Here is a 20,261-nt window from a genome sequence, read left to right as displayed (position 1 = left end):
TTGTCATCTTAACGACATATTCTAGTTCTAAGTCAAAAAGGGTAGAGAGATCAATGGCACAAGCCGAGTTTTCATTGCAGGAAAAAGATAAAAAACGATTGATCAAAGATCGTTTGGTTCGATTTGCAGTGACATCCGGTGGTGTAGGCGTTCTTGCTGCTCTTGTGTTGATCTTTGTTTACCTTGCAATGGTGATCATCCCTCTGTTTTCTGATGCAGAGATCGAAACCAATTATGCCGCTCGTGCTACCCAAAGCGGGAAGCCACTCGCAATTTCCGTTGATGATTACTCTCAAATCGGTTTGGTGTTAACCCAATCCGGGGAAGTGCGTTTTCTTCCTCTCGATGATTCCAGCAAACCTGCGCTGTACACTCAGCAGATAGCCAACAACCCAGTGGCATTTTCTCAGTCTGCGCCGGGGTTAGGTTGGTATGGTTTGGTTGATGACCAAGGCAAAGCGCACATCTTCAAACCGGAATTCAACGCTACGCTGCGCGAAAACACTCGCCCACCAGAAGTAGTGCCGTTTCGAACTTCAATGGACATGCAACTGACAGATGCATCCGATCCAGTTAAGAAGTTTGTTTTTAGTGCTTCTACGCAAACGCCAACCCTTGTTTGGCAAACACAAAGTGGCGTAATAAAAGCGCGTTGGCAAGTTCCTCAACTATTAGATGCATCACCTGTTACCCATGATTACACCTTCTCTTCAGGTTTTGATGCGCCAGACCAAATGTTGCTGACGCCAGATGGCAATAACCTTTACTTGCGAAATGGTTCAGAGCTGATTGTCTTGGTGAAAGGTGACAACAAGTTCTCAGTGCGTGAAGTGATCGATCTGACGCAGGGTGATAAAAAGCACTCAGTGAGAACGATGGATTTGTTGGCTGGGGCGTATTCCCTGCTTGTTACGCATAACGATGGTCGTGTATCGCAGTGGTTTGATACGTTGCAGGGCGACCAGCGAACTTTGACTCACATTCGAGACTTTAAGTTAGCGTCTGAGCTGAAGTATTTACTTCCCGATTCACACCGCAAAGGTTTCTACAGCTTTTACACCAACGGTACGTTGCAAAGCCACTACACCACCAGTGAGAAGTTGGTGTTGTTTAAACGTGCCTACAAACAAGCGCCAGTGATGGCAGGAATGTCGAATAACGAGCGCTACTTGATCACATGGCAAAACGACGAATTGAATGTCGCGTTTGTTGATAACCCGTACCCAGAAGTCTCTCTGTCTTCTTTATGGCAAAAGGTTTGGTATGAAGGTTACCCAGAGCCTGAATTTGTGTGGCAATCCACCTCAGCCAGTGATGACTTCGAGGCGAAATTCAGCTTAGTGCCAATTGCGTTTGGTACCATCAAGGCGGCGATGTTCGCAATGCTGTTCTCGGTACCACTGGCTGTACTGGGCGCAATTTATACCGCTTACTTTATGTCACCACGTATGCGTCGCGTGGTGAAGCCATCAATCGAGTTAATGGAAGCTTTGCCTACCGTTATCATCGGTTTCCTTGCCGGACTTTGGTTCGCCCCGATTGTGGAAGACCATTTGATTACCGTTGTGGTGATGTTGTTTGTTCTGCCTCTGAGCACCATGGTGATGGGCGGTCTATGGGCGCTGATCCCACAACCGATACGTAACCGCCTGCCAAACGGGTGGCATGCTTTGGTCTTAATGCCTTTGCTTCTGCTGTTGATCGGTTTGGGTGTGTGGGTATCACCAATGCTTGAACAAGCCTTCTTTGGCGGGGACATGCGTTTGTTCCTGACTGACCATGGCATTGGCTTTGACCAACGCAACGCGCTGGTGGTTGGCTTGGCGATGGGCTTTGCGGTTATTCCAACGATTTTCACCATTGCCGAAGATGCGATTTTCTCTGTGCCGAAACACTTATCGGATGGTTCATTAGCACTTGGCGCGACGCCATGGCAAACCCTGATTTATGTGGTCCTGCTAACAGCCAGTCCGGGGATCTTCTCCGCAATCATGATGGGACTGGGGCGTGCTGTGGGCGAAACCATGATTGTATTAATGGCGACGGGTAATACGCCATTAATGGATTGGAACGTGCTAGAAGGCTTGCGTAGCTTGTCGGCGACCATTGCGGTTGAATTGCCAGAGTCGGAAGTAGGCAGTTCGCACTATCGATTGTTGTTCCTATCGGCATTAATTTTGTTTGTCTTCACTTTTGCGGTGAACGCCTTGGCGGAATGGGTTCGTCAAAGACTAAGAGATAAATATCGTGCGTTGTAATCAGTTAACGAAAGAGCGAGTAATAGCGTGTTAAATTGGATTCGTTCTGGCGCACCTTGGATTTGGTTAACCGGGGGAGCGGTAAGCATCAGTCTGCTTTCTGTCCTCGGCTTATTGCTATTGATTGGCTGGAAGGGATTAACTTACTTCTGGCCGGCGCCACTTTATCAATGGAATGTTGCTGCACTAACACCGGTGCAGGGCGAAGTGCTGCATGAAAACTCGATTCTGGTTGGTCAGGTATACGAGCGCAGCTTTGTGCCAAGAAGTTACCTACCAGAAGAAGCGGCGAATAAACTCGCGGATGACGAAGAGTTTGCGACGCGCCTAAACATCAAAATTGCCAACCGTGAATTGTACCCAGCGGACTTTATTTCTGTGTTGAGAATGCAGTTGGATGATCCAACTACGCTGGGCGAATGGGCAGTGATTGAACGCAGCAGCGGTGGCTACTTCTTCGGTAAGTTTGTTGCCTTCCAAGATGGTAACACGCGTTACGAAAACAACATTCAAAAGCTTTTGGATCAAAAACTCGATGATGCCGAAACCTTGCATCATGAAATCGATATGCTGGTGGATGACCAAGTAAAAGACTTGGGATGGCAGTTAGAGCAGCTTCGCTTAGATAAACGTAAGCACGAGCTTAACGACACCATCACTGAAGAGTTTTTAGCAAACAACAGCAAGCGTAAGGCAGAAATTGAAGCTGAGTTAGCCAAGCTAGACATGCAGCTTGATGGACTGCGTTTGGGCTTCTCTGATTATGCGCTGATTGTCGAAGATATGACTGGGACTCAAGTTTCGATTCCATTAGAAGACATTTTGGACTACTGGTATCCAAACCAAATGTCACTGCCTGAAAAAGTTGCCCATTGGGGGAAACAGGTTTGGAAGTTCTTATCCGAAGACCCTCGTGAATCGAACTCAGAAGGTGGTGTTTTCCCCGCGATTTTCGGTACGGTTTTCTTGGTTATCATCATGTCGATCATCGTGATGCCATTGGGTGTGGTTGCGGCGATTTATTTACATGAATACGCTAAGAACAATGCCCTAACTCGAGTGATCCGTATTGCGGTGATTAACCTTGCAGGTGTTCCTTCTATCGTTTACGGCGTATTTGGTTTGGGCTTTTTTGTTTATACCATTGGTGCCTCAATCGATAACCTGTTTTACGCCGAGCGATTACCTGCTCCAACCTTTGGTACGCCGGGCTTGTTGTGGTCTGCATTGACGCTAGCAGTCTTAACGCTACCTGTGGTGATTGTTACCACAGAAGAAGGTTTAACCCGTATTCCGAGCTCCGTTCGTCATGGTTCGTTAGCCTTGGGTGCAACACAGTTTGAGACCTTGTGGCGTGTGGTTTTGCCTATGGCAACCCCTGCGATAATAACTGGTTTGATTCTTGCGATTGCTCGCGCTGCGGGTGAGGTAGCACCATTGATGCTGGTGGGGGTCGTGAAATTAGCTTCGAGCTTGCCGGTGGATGGGCAATTCCCTTACGTGCATTTAGACAGAAAGTTTATGCACCTAGGCTTCCACATTTACGATGTCGGATTCCAGACCTCTAATATCGAAGCTGCGCGTCCGTTGGTTTACGCGACTTCCTTCTTACTCGTGACGGTTATTGTCGGACTAAACTTAACAGCAATCAGTATTCGTAATAATCTGCGAGAGAAATACCGAACTTTAGGACAAGATTAAGCATGTTTAACTTTGATAATACATTAGGTTATGAGCCGCCATTGGATGTGCACAACCTGACGGATGAACAAACGGCTATCTCGATTGAGAACCTTAATCTTTTCTATGGTCAGGCTCAGGCGCTGCACGACATTTCAATGCGTATTCCAAAGGGGCGCGTAACAGCATTCATCGGACCGTCCGGCTGTGGTAAATCCACATTGCTGCGCTGTATCAATCGAATGAACGATTTAGTCGAAGGTTGTAAGGTGACAGGAAAAGTACGTTTGCACGGTAAGAATGTGTATAACCCAAGTGTGGATGTTGCCACGCTGCGTCGCCGAGTAGGCATGGTATTCCAGCGCCCAAACCCATTCCCTAAGTCGATTTACGAAAACGTGGTTTACGGTCTTCGTTTACAAGGTGTGAAGAACAGTCGCATGTTGGACGATGCGGTCGAGCGTTCACTACGTTCTGCGGCATTGTGGGATGAAGTAAAAGACCGTTTACATGAAAACGCATTTGGACTTTCTGGTGGCCAGCAGCAGCGTTTGGTGATTGCACGCGCCGTTGCGATTGAGCCAGAAGTACTATTATTGGATGAACCGACATCGGCGTTGGATCCAATCTCAACTTTAACTATTGAAGAGCTTATCAACGAGCTCAAGACTCAATATACTGTGGTTATCGTTACCCATAACATGCAGCAAGCGGCGCGCGTCAGTGACCACACTGCGTTCATTCATATGGGTAAGTTGATTGAATACTCGGATGCGGATTCGATCTTCACCTCTCCAATGAAGAAACAAACCGAAGATTACATTACCGGTCGTTACGGTTAAGCCGCGACCTTTCAAGGATTAAAAGGAAAGCCATGCACTTTGGACGTCACATCTCAGGACAATTTAACGTAGAGCTAGAATCGATTCGTACCCATGTACTCACCATGGGAGGCTTGGTAGAACAGCAGTTGTCGTATGCTATTCAAGCCTTGCACAAGGAAGACATCGAACTGGCGCGTAAAGTTGTGCGTGATGATCACAAAGTTAATGCGATGGAAGTGTCGATTGATGACGCTTGTACTCGCATCATTGCTAAGCGTCAGCCTACAGCAAAAGACTTACGCTTGATCATGGCTATCATTAAGACCATCACAGATCTTGAGCGCATTGGTGATGTTGCAACACGTATTGCCTATGTGGCGATTGAAAGCCCATCATCGAAAGAGCGCCAATTCCAAGTCTCGTTAGAGCCTTTATGTCGTCAAGCAATCCAAATGTTACACCAAGTGCTTGATGCGTTTGCTCGTATGGATGTAGAAGCCGCAGCAGAAGTACACAAGCTTGATGATAAGTTGGATGCGGAATACGAAGCGGTGATTCGTCAGTTGATGACTTACATGATGGAAGACCCGAAAAACATTCCACATATTCTGCAAGTGATGTGGTCGGCGCGAGCCATTGAACGCGTGGGTGACCGTTGCCAAAATATCTGTGAATACATTATCTACTTCGTGAAAGGAAAAGATGTACGCCATCTAGGTGATCAAAGCATCGATGACGTACTGAAGTAAGTCTTAAAGGCGCAAACCAAAGCCTAGAGAAAAGTTAATGGCAGTGTCTGTGTAGGTGTGTGTTTTATCGTTCATGAAAACGTCTAAATCCGCACCTGCTCGAACTGATAATATTGGGTTAACTTGATATACGTAAGCGCCACCAATACTCAATCCGTTCGCATCTCTTCGTTCATTGCGATACGTTCCATCGTACTGCGCTAATCCTAAGCTCGCTTGAAATCCCATCTGTGGTTGATGACCAAATAAGTGTTGAAAGCCAATACGGTAGGCGTCAATGGTTTCATCATAATTACCGCTCTTATAAGTAATCTGAGAGTAATCAAAATACAGCGCATCAAAGCCCGCAATATCGGTCGCCCCCAATTGGATACCTGCCCCTCGAAATGAGCCAATCTTAACTTCTGGAGAGACATAAATACCTGAAGCTTGGACACTAATAGGAGCGAGAATAAGGGCAGCGAGAAAGAATTTGCGTTTCATAGAGTTACCTAAATAAAAGCCTTCCTTGGCTATGAACTTATTGAGTGCAGTTTTTACTTAAAGCTAATTTGAACACCAACGCCGCCAGCAACGTCAGATGAAGAATATTTGCCTGATGATTCATAGTGGAATGTGCCCGACAGGCTTACTTGATCACTTAGACCGTACGCACCACCAATCGCTACTGCTTCTTTACTACCAGAAAAACCCACACCGGCACCGATTGCCAGTTCACCATTGGTTGCATAAGGGCGAGCGTTGGTGACTGCGTGTAGACTTGCGCGAATACCGTCCATTTGTTCTGCTTGTTGGTTTAAGCGGTAGTCGTATTCTGCGGCTAAGCCTTCTAAGTGGTTCAGACGGTCATCCGTCGGATTATTTTCAATAGGGTTTGATGGCAGTTGCGGTGTTGGACGCTCAGGGACTTCAGGAATACCGTTGTCTGGTTCAGGAAGCGTTGGGTGCTCTGGTGCTGCTTCGATTGGTGGTGTTGGTGATTGATCTGGATGTGGACGATCTGGCACTCCAGGAACACCGTTATCAACTTCTGGTAGAACAGGTTGCTCTGGCACACCTTGAATTGGGTTGGTTGGAATGCCTGGGTGTGGACGATCCGGGATAACAGCTGCAATTGAGCTGAAAGAAGCAAGAAGGGTGCAAGCAGCGGTAAGCTTTACAATTTTTTTAGTCATGTCTGAACTCTCAATAAGTAAACGAGGGACAGCATCCTTACTGTAAGCAATCGCTTTTTGTCATTTCCCTTAAAAGCAGGGCTATCTTATTGAGAAGTATGATTTATGACTAAATGGCTATCGTTATCTCAGTGATAATCAAATCTTATCACCCTGTGATTTTAGACCTTGTTGAATAAGCTCTGTTAACCATTTTACTAGTGGGTTATTCCGGTTTCTCACATGCATATGAGCGTGAATAGACTTCATTTGTGGTTGACCATCAATCGTGACATCAACGGCTCTTAATCCCGGAAATTGCTCTACCGGAAGTAAATTGGAGTGAGGTAAATACATGTCGGTGTGTTTGACGACATCAAGTATTGCAGAGACCATTTCTGAGCGAAAGCCAATGCTGTGTTCAATGCCCATTTCGGTAAGAAGCTCAGATGCGTAACTGAACTTGTCGTTCCAACCTGGGGAAATCAAAGAAGCAATTGGGTATCCGCCAAGATCATGTGGCTCAACATGAGTCTTGGTGATTGGGTGATCTTCACGGACAAAAATACGCCCTTTCAAATCCAGTAGCTTCGGCGTGTAGATCTCTTTATTGGTCAGAAGTAACTCGTAATTTACTCCCATCAGTGTTTCACCTTTCAAGATCTCATCAACCGTGCTGTTCGACCAACTAACTAATTCAAGTTGAGCATTAGGTGCTAACGCTCTCATTTGTTCGAAGAGGAAACCGGGCAAGCAAGTCATTGTGATTGGTGCCAGTGCAATTCGAATTTTGTTGTCCACTTCGGCAGGATCAAACTGATGAGAGCGATTAACTGCGGCAGCTAAACCATCGAGATGGGGGGTAATATCATTGGCAAGAGATTCGGCGAACGGTGTCGGTTCAAGACCAGTTTTGACCTTCACAAACAGCTCATCATCAAAGTGATTACGTAGCTTTTGTAATGCCTGACTGATCGCTGGCTGAGAGACAAACAAGCGCTGTGATGCTTTACGCATGTTTCGCTCTTGCATCAAAACCATAAAGGTCTTGAGCAGATTCAGGTCAAGGGTGTGAAACAGGTCTTTCGCCATGGTACATCTCTAATATTTATCAGGAACGAAGGTTTGATCGTCGATAGGCGCACGGACATAACCTTCTTTATTCAACTCTGGCAGTTCAATCACCGGATGTTCGAGCTCTTCGTATTCTACTTGGCTGAGCAAGTGGCTGATACAATTCAAACGTGCTTTCTTTTTATCATCAGAAGGGACTACCCACCAAGGACAGTTTTTCGTATCTGTGTAGGCAAACATCTTATCTTTTGCCTCTGAATATTCTGCCCAGCGATTGCGTGATTCCAAATCCATTGGGCTGAACTTCCAGCGTTTAATCGGGGTGTTGATGCGTTCTAGAAAGCGCTTTTCTTGCTCTTCATCGGAGACCGAAAACCAGTACTTAATTAAGATGATGCCAGAGCGCTGAAGCATGCGTTCAAACTCCGGGCAAGAACGGAGAAACTCTTCATATTGATCTGGGGTACAAAAGCCCATGACTTTCTCTACGCCGGCACGGTTGTACCAACTGCGGTCAAACAGTACGATTTCTCCAGCAGCAGGCAGGTGTGCCACATAACGCTGGAAGTACCATTGTGTTTTTTCTTTCTCTGTTGGGGCGGGAAGGGCTGCGATACGGCAGACACGGGGGTTGAGTTTTTCAGTGATGCGTTTGATGGTGCCACCTTTGCCAGCGGCGTCACGTCCTTCAAAAAGTACCACGACTTTAAGCCCTTTGTGTTTGACCCACTCTTGGAGCTTAACCAACTCAATTTGCAGTTGTTCTAGTGCTTCTTCGTATTCCTTTTTCTTCAGTTTCGCCATGTTTCCTCCCGTCCTTAGTTATCAATATGTTAGCACTCAATAACCAAAGACGGGATTTGAAAGCTCTTAATTGAGAGCTGTTACCATGTTCGCGATAGCATCGGTGTTGGTGACTAGAATCGAAAAATCATCTATATCGGCAGCGCCCATTTTGCTTTGCTCGGCAATAAAGGTCATGTGACTTGGGCGAGTTGTCTTGCCAGATAAATGCACTTCAGTGACTTTGGCTTGTTCAACGATCTGACCAACATTGTCCGCATTCACACCGGCGCCCGCCATGATCGCAATGCGTCCTTGTGCTTGTTCAACTAAGGTTTTAAGCACATCGATACCTTGCGGTGCCGAAGGCGCAAGACCGGAGGTTAAAATACGTTCACAACCTAAGCTGATCACTTCTTCTAACGCTTTTTCAGCGTCGCGACACTGGTCAAAGGCACGATGGAAGGTCACGCCTAAGCCAAGCGCTTGAGCAAATTCACACAGCGCAGTTGCGTACGGCATATGAATGTTGCCGTCTTGAGTGAGCACGCCGAGTACGACACCATTCAAGCCTGCTTGTTTAGCGGCTTCAATATCCCAACGCATCATTTCGATTTCTTCCTCACTGTAGAAGAAGTCGCCTTGGCGAGGGCGAATCATCGCGTAAACCGGAATAGTAGAGCGTTTAGCGGCTTGCTGCATAAAGCCATAGCTTGGGGTTAAGCCACCCAAAGCAAGTGAAGAGCAGAGTTCGATGCGGGTTGCACCACCGGCAATCGCGTTGTGGAGAGATTCAATGTTATCAATACAGACTTCAAGTTGAGTGTTCACTAGGTTGTCCTGAATTATTGTAATTACAGCAAATACTAGCAGGACGAAAGGGGAGAATCTGTACTGAGACGGAGGGAAATAGAGGTAAACTTTTTGCGTAATGCTTGCCTCTTTTGCTTTTCAAAAATGCAGATAAAAAGAAAGCCCAGAGTGAATTCTGGGCTTTTTTATGACTTTACTTAGACTGATTGGCGTTTGCGGTTTTTCCGCTATAGCTTTTTGCTTTATATATACATCCAACCAACACGCCCGTTGAGCTTGGGCTATGTAGTCTATTACTTGCTTAGGTCGTCTGCGTGCTCAGATAGGAACGCTGCAACACCTTTTGGAGATGCGTCCATACCTGCTTTACCTTCTTCCCATTGTGCAGGACATACTTCGCCGTGCTTCTGGTGGAAGTTTAGTGCATCAACCATGCGTAGCATTTCGTCGATGTTACGACCTAGTGGTAGATCGTTAACTACTTGGTGACGTACAAGACCTTCTTCGTCGATTAGGAAAGAACCACGGAAAGCAACGCCTGCTTCTGGGTGCTCTACATCGTACGCTTTACAGATTTCGTGTTTAACGTCAGCAACTAGAGGGTATTTAACTTGACCGATACCGCCATCTTCGATAGCAGTGTTACGCCATGCGTTGTGAGAGAACTGAGAATCGATAGAAACACCGATTACTTCAACACCTTTAGCTTGGAAATCAGCTAGACGGTTGTCGAATGCGATTAGCTCAGATGGGCAAACGAAAGTGAAATCTAGTGGGTAGAAGAATACTACTGCTTTCTTACCTTTAGTGAATTCTGCAAAGTTGAAGTTTTCAACGATTTCGCCGTTACCTAGAACAGCTGCTGCAGTAAAGTCAGGGGCTTGACGACCTACTAGTACCATTTTTTTGCTCCTAAAAAATTTGGTTTGATCCAAACCTACATTCAGTTATTTAGGTTTGGTCCTTGTTTGTGCGAGACAAACTATAGTACAGATTGTAGTATTGAAAAAAGCGAAATAAATAGATTGAGTTCATCGAAAAAAGCGATAATAACGAAACTATTATCTCGATCACTGGAACAGCAATAGATACAAATAGAATTATGAATAAATGGCCTAGCTTGAAGCAGTTACACTATTTGGTCACTCTGCATGAAACTCGACATTTTAGTGATGCTGCTGAGCGTTGTTTTGTCAGTCAATCTACCTTAAGTAAAGGCATCCAAAACCTTGAAGAGTTGATTGGTTGCCCGCTTTATGAAAAGAAAGATAAAAAAAGCCCATTAGTTTTCACCCAAGCTGGTGAGATGGTGGTGCAACATGGTCGAGAACTGCTCGCTAAAGGGCAAGATCTTGTTGAACTGGGGCGTCTATGCCAAGGCGATGATATGGAAGGGCAGCTTAAAGTAGGCTGTATTCCGACCATTGCTCCGTTCTTATTGTGCGACCTTGTTCAGGAGGTGAACTACCGCTTCCCTCAATTAAACCTTCTATTAAGAGAAGACACGACGACTAACTTGCTGCAAGCACTTCGCCACGGTGAGTTGGACGTGTTGATTCTGGCTCTGCCTGTAGAGATAGAAGGAATGGAAAGCCGAGTAGTGGGACAAGACCCGTTCCGCATGGTGATCAGTGCCAATCAAGCGGATTCCGTTCCTGTGCCGATCCGTTATGCAGACTTGCCAGATGAATCCGTCTTCTTATTAGAGAAAGAGCACTGTCTTACAGAGCACGCGGTTTCAGCATGTAAGTTGACGGACAAAGAGAAGATCAACCCATTCACCGCAACCAGTCTTCATACATTGGTGCAAATGGTAGCGAATGGTCTGGGCACCACGTTTATTCCGCAAATGGCGATTGATCATGGTTTGCTACATAACCAGAACTTAGTGGTGATCGACCCTCCTGGTCAGCAAGCGTATCGCGATATTGGTTTGGTTTGGCGTCCGAGTTCGTCACGATCAAACACTTTCAATCAATTGGCAGAAGTCGTCTCTGAACTGCTTTAGCTATTAGTATTAGCCTGCTACTCCCGATCTAATATCAAAAAGCGCACTAGAAATAGTGCGCTTTTTAGCATTTTATTCTGTGCGTGAACTTTGACTTGTAAAATTTTACAGATGAACTTTCATGAAGCTTTCATAAAATAGTGAAATTTCACAATGTTAATTTTACACAACTGCCTGTGTAACGCGTTTAAGTCGCGTTTAATTTCCTCTTCCTAGCCCTTGTGAATACAAGGATTTTTCTCCTGCCTCACTATTCATACGCTTGTTTTAATTCAAAAATAACCTGTAAATTTAATGTAATTTAATTACGTAATAACTTACAAATTAAACTAAAAAATCAAACACTTGTTTGATACCGAATAAAACTTTGAATTTAACGTTTTGTTTACTTGAGGGGTTTCGCTTAAATCTTTGTTGGGTTAGCTTAATTAAAGGATTGTAAGACTTATGTCTAGATTGAAAAAGCAATTCAGGTTGCGCAATGTATAGACACAATGAAGCGAAGTGAACACCAAATCGAAGGATGTAATTTGTTGTTCATAACTTACAAATGTAGCTTTAGGCTGACTGCCCAAGATGGATAAAGCACGTTAAGGATGAATGATTATGCTTGCTCAGACAGAACAAAAAACACAACAACTAAAGCAAACCCAAGGCATGCTTGAGGTGAATGGAGTCGTTGCTCCTGAACATCAAGCAATTTTCCCTGTTGAAGCCCAAACCTTTTTATCTCTACTGTGTGAAAAATTTGCCGGACGTGTTGAACAGTTGCTGGAAGCACGAGAAGAGAAGCAAGCACGCATCGACGCTGGTGAACTGCCAGACTTTCTACCAGAGACACAAGACATTCGTGAAGGAAGTTGGAAGATCCTTGGAATCCCGCAAGATCTGCAAGATCGCCGAGTGGAGATTACAGGACCGACTGATCGCAAGATGGTGATTAACGCACTGAATGCGAATGTAAAAGTGTTCATGGCAGACTTCGAAGATTCGATGTCCCCTGCGTGGAGTAAAGTTCTGGATGGTCAAATCAACCTGCGCGACGCTGTTAATGGCACTATCAGCTACACCAACCCTGGCAATGGCAAACACTATCAGCTGGCAGAAGACCCAGCGGTGTTGATCTGCCGTGTTCGCGGACTGCATTTAAAAGAAAAACACGTAACGTGGCACGGTCAGATCATTCCAGGTGCGCTATTCGATTTCGCTCTGTACTTCTACAACAACTATAAAGCGCTACTGAAAAAGGGAAGCGGTCCTTACTTCTACATCCCGAAACTGCAATCGCATCATGAAGCGAAGTGGTGGAGCGAAGTGTTCCATTTCACCGAAGAGTATTTCGGTTTGGATACAGGTACCATCAAAGCGACAGTGCTGATTGAAACCTTACCAGCCGTATTCGAAATGGATGAGATTCTGTTCTCTCTGAAAGAGCACATCGTTGGGTTGAACTGCGGTCGCTGGGATTACATCTTTAGCTACATCAAAACACTGAAAAACCACCCAGATCGCGTACTTCCGGATCGCCAAGTAGTGACGATGGACAAGCCATTCCTCAACGCTTACTCAAGATTGTTGGTGCGTACCTGTCATAAACGTGGCGCATTTGCGATGGGCGGCATGGCAGCCTTTATTCCGGCTAAAGACCCACAAGAAAACCAAAAAGTGCTGGATAAGATCCACAACGATAAATCGCTAGAAGCTAACAACGGTCATGACGGTACTTGGGTTGCTCACCCGGGGTTGGCAGACACCGCAATGGAAGTGTTCAGTGCCACACTGGGGCAGCGCACCAACCAATTGGACGTGAGCCGCTCAGAAGACGCACCAATCACCGCCTCAGAGCTGCTTGAACCGTGTGAGGGTGAGCGCTCAGAAGAAGGTATGCGCCACAACATCCGCGTTGCGTTGCAATACATCGAAGCTTGGATCTCTGGCAACGGTTGTGTGCCGATTTACGGACTGATGGAAGACGCAGCAACGGCAGAAATCTCACGCGCCTCTATCTGGCAATGGATTCAACACGGCAAGTCGCTCGATAACGGATTGAAGGTCACTAAAGAGCTGTTCGAACTCTACCTGAAAGAAGAGATTGAAGTCGTGAAGCAAGAAATTGGCGAGCAGCGTTACCAAGCAGGTCGATTTGAAGAAGCGGCAGACTTGATGGCAAGGCTCACCACAAGCGATGAACTGACCAACTTTTTAACCATTCCAGGTTATGACTACTTGGATTAACCCAAAGATTTAGAACACTCAATTTATTTAACTGATACATGTTTATTTAACCAATATGTGAAGGATTCGAGGCAGATAAGGATGTACTGCCTGAGAACGGAAAACTCAACGCACATGCACAAGTGCACATTATAAGAGGGATAGACCAATGACTAACTTAACTCGCCGCCAACAAATTGAAGCTCTGGAAAAAGATTGGGCAACCAACCCACGCTGGAAAAACGTAAAGCGTACTTACACAGCAGAAGAAGTGGTAGAACTGCGTGGCTCTATGGTGCCTGCGAACACAATCGCACAACGTGGTGCTGACAAACTTTGGTCACTGGTCAACGGTAGTTCAAAGAAAGGTTACGTAAACTGTCTTGGTGCACTGACGGGTGGTCAAGCTGTACAGCAAGCAAAAGCGGGTATTGAAGCGATTTACCTGTCGGGTTGGCAGGTAGCGGCAGATAACAACACCGCTTCGACGATGTACCCAGACCAATCTCTGTACCCAGTAGACTCTGTGCCGTCGGTAGTAAAACGCATCAATAACTCATTCCGTCGCGCAGACCAAATTCAGTGGTCAGCAGGTAAGTCACCAGAAGACGAAGGCGGTATTGATTACTTCCTACCAATCGTAGCGGATGCAGAAGCAGGCTTTGGTGGTGTATTGAACGCTTACGAGCTAATGAAATCGATGATCGACGCAGGGGCGGCAGGTGTTCACTTTGAAGACCAACTGGCATCCGTGAAGAAGTGTGGTCACATGGGCGGTAAAGTACTGGTTCCAACTCAAGAAGCAGTGCAAAAACTGGTAGCAGCTCGTCTTGCTGCGGACGTTGCTGGCACGACAACACTAGTAATCGCACGTACCGATGCAAACGCAGCAGACCTACTAACGTCTGATTGTGACCCATACGATAAAGACTTCATCGAAGGCGAGCGTACTCAAGAAGGTTTCTACCGTGTGCGTGCAGGTATCGACCAAGCTATCTCGCGTGGTCTGGCTTATGCGCCATATGCGGATCTTATTTGGTGTGAGACAGCAACGCCATGTCTAGAAGAAGCACGCAAGTTTGCAGAAGCGATTCATGCAGAGTACCCAGACCAATTGCTGGCATACAACTGTTCGCCTTCATTCAACTGGGAGAAGAACCTAGACGCAGAAACCATTGCTAAGTTCCAACAAGAGCTGGCTAACATGGGCTACAAATACCAGTTCATTACGCTAGCAGGTATCCACAACATGTGGTTCAACATGTTCGAACTGGCACACGCTTACGCTCAAGGCGAAGGTATGCGTCATTATGTTGAGAAGGTTCAACGTCCTGAGTTTGAAGCGGCAGAAAAAGGTTACACGTTTGTAGCGCACCAACAAGAAGTTGGTACGGGCTACTTCGATAGAATGACCAATACAATCCAAGGTGGTAACTCATCAGTGACAGCACTGACAGGTTCTACTGAAGAAGACCAATTTTAATCATCATAGAGTCCACTATTACTACGTTAGTAATGACATCTTTGAGCGGCGATTGAGCCGCTCTTTTTTTGTCTACGATTCGAGAAACACGTAGTGGCGTATTAATCCGCTTCGATTTCTTCTGGCTCGGTTTCTTCTTGCAGCTCTAACAAGTTAATTGCAATAGTCACAAAATCTGTATCGGTTATGATGCCGACCAAGTGACCTTTATTGACCACTGGCAAACAGCCGACTTTATGCTTTTGCATATAGATTGCGCTTTCCTTTAAACCTGCCCTTGGTTCGGCAGTCATGATGTTGGTGTGCATCATTTGGTAAAGCGGAGTATCGAGGGTAAAAGATTGTTCTGCCTCATCTGGGTGCAAGCAGGATTCTTGTGCGGCAAGAATATCGCGTTGAGTCACCAAGCCTTTTAAGTGTTTATTGGCATCAACAACCGGAATATGTCGAATATCAAGCGCGTCCATCATACTTTTTGCATCACGTAATGTGTGCTCACGCAGCAAGGTATGAGGGTTGCGAGTCATCATGTCTTCAACCTTGATCATAGAGACCTCCAGCGGCATTGTCCTTCTCTTAAATATAGAGAATATTTTGCTGTATATCTGGGAGCTAACTCGTTTTTCACTAATAAAATAATACGATTAGATGGAGATCAATCAGAGGTGAAAATGGACTGGTGTTTTCCATAAATCCAGCTACTCATTTAGGGCGATGTTAGGATGTAAGCGCTATCATAAATAACCAAAGCTAAGGCGTTGAAACCTTAGCTTTGGTTACTCTTAACGTTGCTTGAAATGCACACAGATAAGACCATACGCTTTCGCATCGACACAGCGACCAATGTAGTGTTTACCAGGTACGTTCACAGCGCAGTGGCGAGGGACTTGTTTTAAGGCACAAGCTTGTTGCTGAGCTCGAAACAAATTTGTTCTCTCATCGCCAAAACTGCTGGCAGAAAACAACAATATTGAAGCACTCAAAGTGGCTAGAAAGGTCTTCATACTTACCTCAATTTATCATCAAAGAGCGTATCGCTCACTCTCAATATAGTCGCCCTTATCTCTATTGATAAGTTTGTTTTTAATTGGTAGTTGCAGGGTGGAAACTCAATGCGAGTCAGTTTGCACTTTTGACTGATAAGGTGTGTAGACCGCAGTTAATCCAATGAATTGAATCGCACATTTTTACTTGCTTGATTTTCCAAGATAAGCCTGTGGAAGAAGATACGCTCAGGCTTACCAGATTGAAGATAACAACCTAAATGAAACGAACAACGTGTAACAAACTCATTGCGCTGACAGTAGCGGCATTCAGCATGCAATCTGCTCAGGCAATAGTGCTAGGAGATGAGCAAACCGACCCGGTAGATCGCGTGACTTTACGAGCAAGTAACATGGCAGAGTTCCCGTTGTGTGGCGGCACTATGCTGACTGAACGATGGGTGTTGACTGCGGCACACTGTGTGGTGATGGGGCAGGGAACCAACGAAGCGAGCTACTATGTGACTCCGCCGGGGGAACTGTCGGTGAATGCCAACGTTTATGAACTTAACTCTGCGGGGCTGGATAACTTCTATCCTGTGTCTCACGTTGTGGTTCACCCCGACTACACGCGGATTTCAAAGGCTGAGATTGACAGCAATGGCAATGTGAAACCTATCCAAACGGGTTTAGATTCAGACATCGCGTTATTGTATCTCACACGCCCAGTAGCAAATGCACGCTTTGCTGACTTAGCGAATAAAACTGATATGGAGAATATCGAAGCGCGTCTGGCAGCGGATTGGAACGATAACGACCTGACCAATCAACGTGTCGAAAACGTGCAAGTATTTGGGTGGGGAACCACTCAGCCGGATGCATCTGAACCTTCCAATACGCTCAAAACTACCATCAGTACATTTTTACCTATCAATAAATGTTATGAGCGTTTAGAAATTGGCAGCAGTTTTCCGGGGATCATTGATTCCAGAGAGAACCAAACCAAAATCTGTACACTACCAACGAAAAACCGAGTGTTAGAACCGGATAGCCACACTCAGTATGGCAACTCCGCGTGTAAAGGTGATAGTGGTGGTCCGCTGGTGGATGTGGCGACGGGCAAACAGATTGGAATTGTTAGTGGTGCGCCTCTTATTCTGCCTACGTGTGGCTCTTTGACGATCCCAAGCTTCTACACCAAAGTGAGCCAATATTACGATTGGGTGCAGTCTTACATCACCGCCGGTGGCCCACCGAGCAGTTACATCATTGAGCCGAATTTCATCAAAGAAGCGAATAGTGGAAGTGGTGGTGGGGAAGAGGAGTGCCACGATGGCATTGCGACCAACAATTGTGATTTCAGAGGTTCTGAGGACGACGGTGGTAGCCTAGGCGCTTGGCTATTCGGCTTATTGGTTCCACTGGTGTGGGCGCGCCGACGCAAAAGTTAAACGATCAACGACTGATAAACATTTTAAAAAGCAGCGAACTTCGCTGCTTTTTTTATGCGCGTCTGTTTTGCGTCTTTCACGTTTTATTACACTCTTGGTGAAAGCTTTTACAGTCAATCTAGGGGGATTTGCTTGCTATTGCAGCATGTAAACATATACTAGTCTGCTGCGAAAAACTCGTCGCAATTTTATCGTCGTCTTTGACGTGATTTGACCAATAGATAAGACAAGTAACATGCAAGTATCAGATTTCCATTTCGACCTTCCAGATGAACTCATCGCTCGCTACCCTCAACCAGAGCGTACCGCTAGCCGACTGCTGCAAATGGACGGCAATACTGGTGAACTTATTGATGGCACGTTTACCGATGTGCTGGAGCAGGTTCAAGCCGGTGACCTAGTGGTTTTCAACAATACTCGCGTTATTCCTGCGCGTTTGTTTGGTCGTAAAGAATCAGGCGGTAAGCTAGAAGTGTTAGTGGAGCGCATGCTCGACGAGAAAAGCATTCTGGCACACGTTCGTTGTTCGAAATCGCCAAAACCAGATACAACGATCTTTGTTGGTGAAAACGATGAATACTCAGCACAAATGGTTGCTCGTCATGATGCACTGTTTGAACTGAAATTTAATTCTGATAACACGGTACTAGAGATTCTGGAAGAAATTGGTCACATGCCACTTCCTCCATACATCGACCGTCCAGATGAAGACGCGGATAAAGAGCGTTACCAAACGGTTTACAACCAAAAGCCTGGTGCGGTTGCTGCACCAACGGCGGGTCTTCATTTTGATGATGTTCTGCTTGAAAAAATCAAAGCGAAAGGCGCTGAGTTTGCATACGTTACTTTGCATGTGGGAGCGGGTACGTTCCAGCCAGTTAAAGTGGATGACATTAATGATCACCACATGCACGCAGAATACGTTGAAGTACCACAAGACGTAGTGGATGCGATTAACGCAACTAAGGCGCGCGGTGGTCGCATCATCGCTGTAGGTACAACGTCTGTTCGCTCACTAGAAAGTGCAGCGCAAGACGCGCTCAAGAAAGGCACAGAACTGGTTCCATTCTTTGGCGATACTGAAATCTTTATCTACCCTGGTTACGAGTACCAGTTGGTGGATTGCTTGATCACCAATTTCCACCTACCTGAATCAACCCTGATCATGTTGGTAAGTGCGTTTGCAGGTTACGAGAACACCATGAATGCTTACAAGCACGCGGTGGAAAACAAATACCGTTTCTTCTCGTACGGTGATTCAATGTTTATTAAAAAGAAGACTGCATAATGTTTTGACCCTTTTCTAGCCCTCCTCTCAAAAAAGGGGGAGGCTAGGAGGGGGAGAAAGTTAACGATTTACGAGTGCTAGCAGTAAGCTAGGAAATAAAGTGGAATCTCTGCTTTGTCTCTCGCACGGATAAGCGACCGCTCCTTAAAATAGGGTTTACCACCCTGGATACATAGTCAGACTGTTTCTCTGACACCCGGAGGCATCGTGAAATTAAAATTCGATCTTAAGAAGAAAAACGGCAATGCACGTCGTGGTCAATTGACCTTCGAACGTGGCACTGTTCAAACTCCTGCGTTCATGCCAGTAGGTACTTACGGTACCGTTAAAGGCATGACACCAGAAGAAGTGAAAGGTACTGGTGCAGAAATCCTGCTAGGTAACACTTTCCACCTATGGCTACGTCCTGGTCAAGAAGTGATGAAAATGCACGGTGACCTGCACGATTTCATGAACTGGCACGGTCCTATTCTTACCGATTCAGGCGGTTTCCAAGTATTCAGTCTAGGAAAAATGCGTAAGATCACTGAGAAAGGTGTTCACTTCCGTAGCCCTGTAAACGGTGACAAGATTTTCATGGACGCGGAAAAGTCGATGGAAATCCAAAAAGACCTAGGTTCTGACATCGTAATGATCTTCGACGAGTGTACGCCATACCCGGCGACACACAACGAAGCGAAAAAATCGATGGAAATGTCACTACGCTGGGCACAGCGCTCACGTGATCACTTCAACAAACTAGAAAACCCGAACAACCTATTTGGTATCGTTCAAGGTGGTGTTTACGAAGATCTACGTGATGTGTCTATCAAAGGTCTGACAGAAATCGGCTTTGATGGTTACGCAGTTGGTGGTCTTGCAGTAGGCGAACCGAAAGAAGACATGCACCGTATTCTTGAACACACATGTCCACAACTTCCAGAAGATAAGCCTCGTTACCTAATGGGTGTAGGTAAACCGGAAGATTTGGTTGAAGGTGTTCGTCGTGGTATCGACATGTTTGACTGTGTAATGCCAACGCGTAACGCGCGTAACGGTCACCTATTTGTGACTGGTGGTGTGATCAAGATCCGTAATGCGAAACATAAAACGGATACAACTCCGCTAGATCCGCATTGTGACTGTTACACTTGTCAGCACTACAGCAAATCGTACCTTCACCACCTAGAGCGTTGTAACGAAATCCTAGGTGCTCGTCTGAACACTATCCACAACCTACGCTACTACCAGCGTCTGATGGAAAGCATTCGTAAGGCGATTGATGAAGATCGTTTCGATGAGTTTGTTACTGAGTTCTATGAGCGTCGTGGTCGTGAAGTGCCACCGCTTGCAAAAGAGCAGTAATTGACAGATTAAAAGAATTAAAGCCTTTGGCATGTTGCCAGAGGCTTTTGCTAATAAAGTAGGCTAACGTACGTTATTTTTGAGAAGGTGATCTCTATTACTTAATCTCAAACTTGAATCTAAATTACGAAAGCCCAACTTGTTGGATTATCAAT

At 45.8% G+C, this 20,261-nt stretch carries 18 protein-coding genes; 10 read left to right on the top strand and 8 right to left on the bottom strand.

What is annotated here, in order from left to right; genetic code table 11:
- Positions 1–53: 53 nt before the first annotated feature.
- Genes OH459_RS09410 through phoU form a run of 4 tightly spaced genes read left to right on the top strand, consistent with a single transcriptional unit; the run spans position 54 to position 5,511 of the window.
- A complete protein-coding gene (locus tag OH459_RS09410; protein ID WP_009699398.1) occupies positions 54–2,258 on the top strand; it encodes an ABC transporter permease subunit in 2,205 nt (734 codons plus the stop codon).
- Between the two features lie 27 nt (positions 2,259–2,285).
- Positions 2,286–3,959, top strand: a complete 1,674-nt coding sequence (gene pstA / locus OH459_RS09405) for a phosphate ABC transporter permease PstA (protein ID WP_269986474.1) — start codon at positions 2,286–2,288, stop codon at positions 3,957–3,959.
- Between the two features lie 2 nt (positions 3,960–3,961).
- On the top strand, positions 3,962–4,780 hold the full coding sequence (pstB, locus tag OH459_RS09400) for a phosphate ABC transporter ATP-binding protein PstB (protein WP_005424834.1): 819 nt from the start codon (positions 3,962–3,964) through the stop codon (positions 4,778–4,780).
- Positions 4,781–4,812: 32 nt separating this feature from the next.
- The gene (gene phoU / locus OH459_RS09395; protein ID WP_005440349.1) at positions 4,813–5,511 is read left to right on the top strand and encodes a phosphate signaling complex protein PhoU; all 699 of its coding nucleotides are present in this window, start codon (positions 4,813–4,815) and stop codon (positions 5,509–5,511) included.
- Between the two features lie 3 nt (positions 5,512–5,514).
- Here the strand turns inward: phoU and OH459_RS09390 are convergent, their stop codons facing one another.
- The 6 genes from OH459_RS09390 to OH459_RS09365 form a co-directional block, all read right to left on the bottom strand.
- Positions 5,515–5,994: a hypothetical protein gene (locus OH459_RS09390; RefSeq protein WP_009697662.1), complete on the bottom strand. Its 480-nt coding sequence runs from the start codon at positions 5,992–5,994 to the stop codon at positions 5,515–5,517.
- Between the two features lie 53 nt (positions 5,995–6,047).
- Positions 6,048–6,686, bottom strand: a complete 639-nt coding sequence (locus tag OH459_RS09385) for a YadA C-terminal domain-containing protein (RefSeq protein ID WP_005445292.1) — start codon at positions 6,684–6,686, stop codon at positions 6,048–6,050.
- A 138-nt stretch (positions 6,687–6,824) separates the two neighbouring features.
- The gene (locus OH459_RS09380) at positions 6,825–7,757 is read right to left on the bottom strand and encodes a LysR family transcriptional regulator (RefSeq protein ID WP_256902338.1); all 933 of its coding nucleotides are present in this window, start codon (positions 7,755–7,757) and stop codon (positions 6,825–6,827) included.
- A 9-nt stretch (positions 7,758–7,766) separates the two neighbouring features.
- Entirely contained in the window at positions 7,767–8,543 is a 777-nt protein-coding gene (ppk2, locus tag OH459_RS09375; protein WP_005445296.1) for a polyphosphate kinase 2, read from the bottom strand.
- Between the two features lie 66 nt (positions 8,544–8,609).
- Positions 8,610–9,353 (bottom strand): copper homeostasis protein CutC, encoded by a 744-nt coding sequence (locus OH459_RS09370; protein WP_269986455.1) that lies wholly within the window; start codon positions 9,351–9,353, stop codon positions 8,610–8,612.
- 275 nt (positions 9,354–9,628) lie between these two features.
- Positions 9,629–10,237 carry a peroxiredoxin C gene (locus OH459_RS09365; protein ID WP_005445301.1) on the bottom strand — a complete coding sequence of 203 codons (609 nt, stop codon included), beginning with the start codon at positions 10,235–10,237 and terminating at the stop codon, positions 9,629–9,631.
- 200 nt (positions 10,238–10,437) lie between these two features.
- Between OH459_RS09365 and OH459_RS09360 the strand changes: the two genes are divergently transcribed.
- The 3 genes from OH459_RS09360 (at position 10,438) to aceA (ending at position 15,040) form a co-directional block, all read left to right on the top strand.
- Entirely contained in the window at positions 10,438–11,343 is a 906-nt protein-coding gene (locus tag OH459_RS09360) for a hydrogen peroxide-inducible genes activator (protein WP_005440336.1), read from the top strand.
- 606 nt (positions 11,344–11,949) lie between these two features.
- The gene (aceB, locus tag OH459_RS09355; protein WP_269986454.1) at positions 11,950–13,578 is read left to right on the top strand and encodes a malate synthase A; all 1,629 of its coding nucleotides are present in this window, start codon (positions 11,950–11,952) and stop codon (positions 13,576–13,578) included.
- Between the two features lie 148 nt (positions 13,579–13,726).
- On the top strand, positions 13,727–15,040 hold the full coding sequence (aceA, locus tag OH459_RS09350) for an isocitrate lyase (RefSeq protein ID WP_005440333.1): 1,314 nt from the start codon (positions 13,727–13,729) through the stop codon (positions 15,038–15,040).
- A 101-nt stretch (positions 15,041–15,141) separates the two neighbouring features.
- Here aceA and OH459_RS09345 read toward each other — a convergent pair whose 3' ends face one another.
- Positions 15,142–15,588 (bottom strand): CBS domain-containing protein, encoded by a 447-nt coding sequence (locus OH459_RS09345; protein WP_009697664.1) that lies wholly within the window; start codon positions 15,586–15,588, stop codon positions 15,142–15,144.
- 234 nt (positions 15,589–15,822) lie between these two features.
- Positions 15,823–16,044 carry a hypothetical protein gene (locus OH459_RS09340; protein WP_017818882.1) on the bottom strand — a complete coding sequence of 74 codons (222 nt, stop codon included), beginning with the start codon at positions 16,042–16,044 and terminating at the stop codon, positions 15,823–15,825.
- Between the two features lie 260 nt (positions 16,045–16,304).
- On the opposite strand from OH459_RS09340, the gene OH459_RS09335 reads away from it, so the two are divergent.
- From OH459_RS09335 to tgt, 3 genes are all read left to right on the top strand, one after another.
- Positions 16,305–17,474: a trypsin-like serine protease gene (locus OH459_RS09335; protein WP_269986453.1), complete on the top strand. Its 1,170-nt coding sequence runs from the start codon at positions 16,305–16,307 to the stop codon at positions 17,472–17,474.
- A gap of 235 nt (positions 17,475–17,709) precedes the next feature.
- A complete protein-coding gene (queA, locus tag OH459_RS09330; RefSeq protein WP_269986452.1) occupies positions 17,710–18,762 on the top strand; it encodes a tRNA preQ1(34) S-adenosylmethionine ribosyltransferase-isomerase QueA in 1,053 nt (350 codons plus the stop codon).
- A gap of 207 nt (positions 18,763–18,969) precedes the next feature.
- Positions 18,970–20,106, top strand: a complete 1,137-nt coding sequence (gene tgt, locus OH459_RS09325) for a tRNA guanosine(34) transglycosylase Tgt (RefSeq protein ID WP_009697666.1) — start codon at positions 18,970–18,972, stop codon at positions 20,104–20,106.
- The last annotated feature ends 155 nt before the right edge of the window (positions 20,107–20,261 follow it).

The sequence above is a fragment of the Vibrio sp. MM46 genome, from assembly GCF_027587135.1.
Taxonomy (GTDB): Bacteria; Pseudomonadota; Gammaproteobacteria; order Enterobacterales; family Vibrionaceae; genus Vibrio; species Vibrio harveyi.
This window is presented reverse-complemented; position numbering and strand designations above follow the sequence as displayed.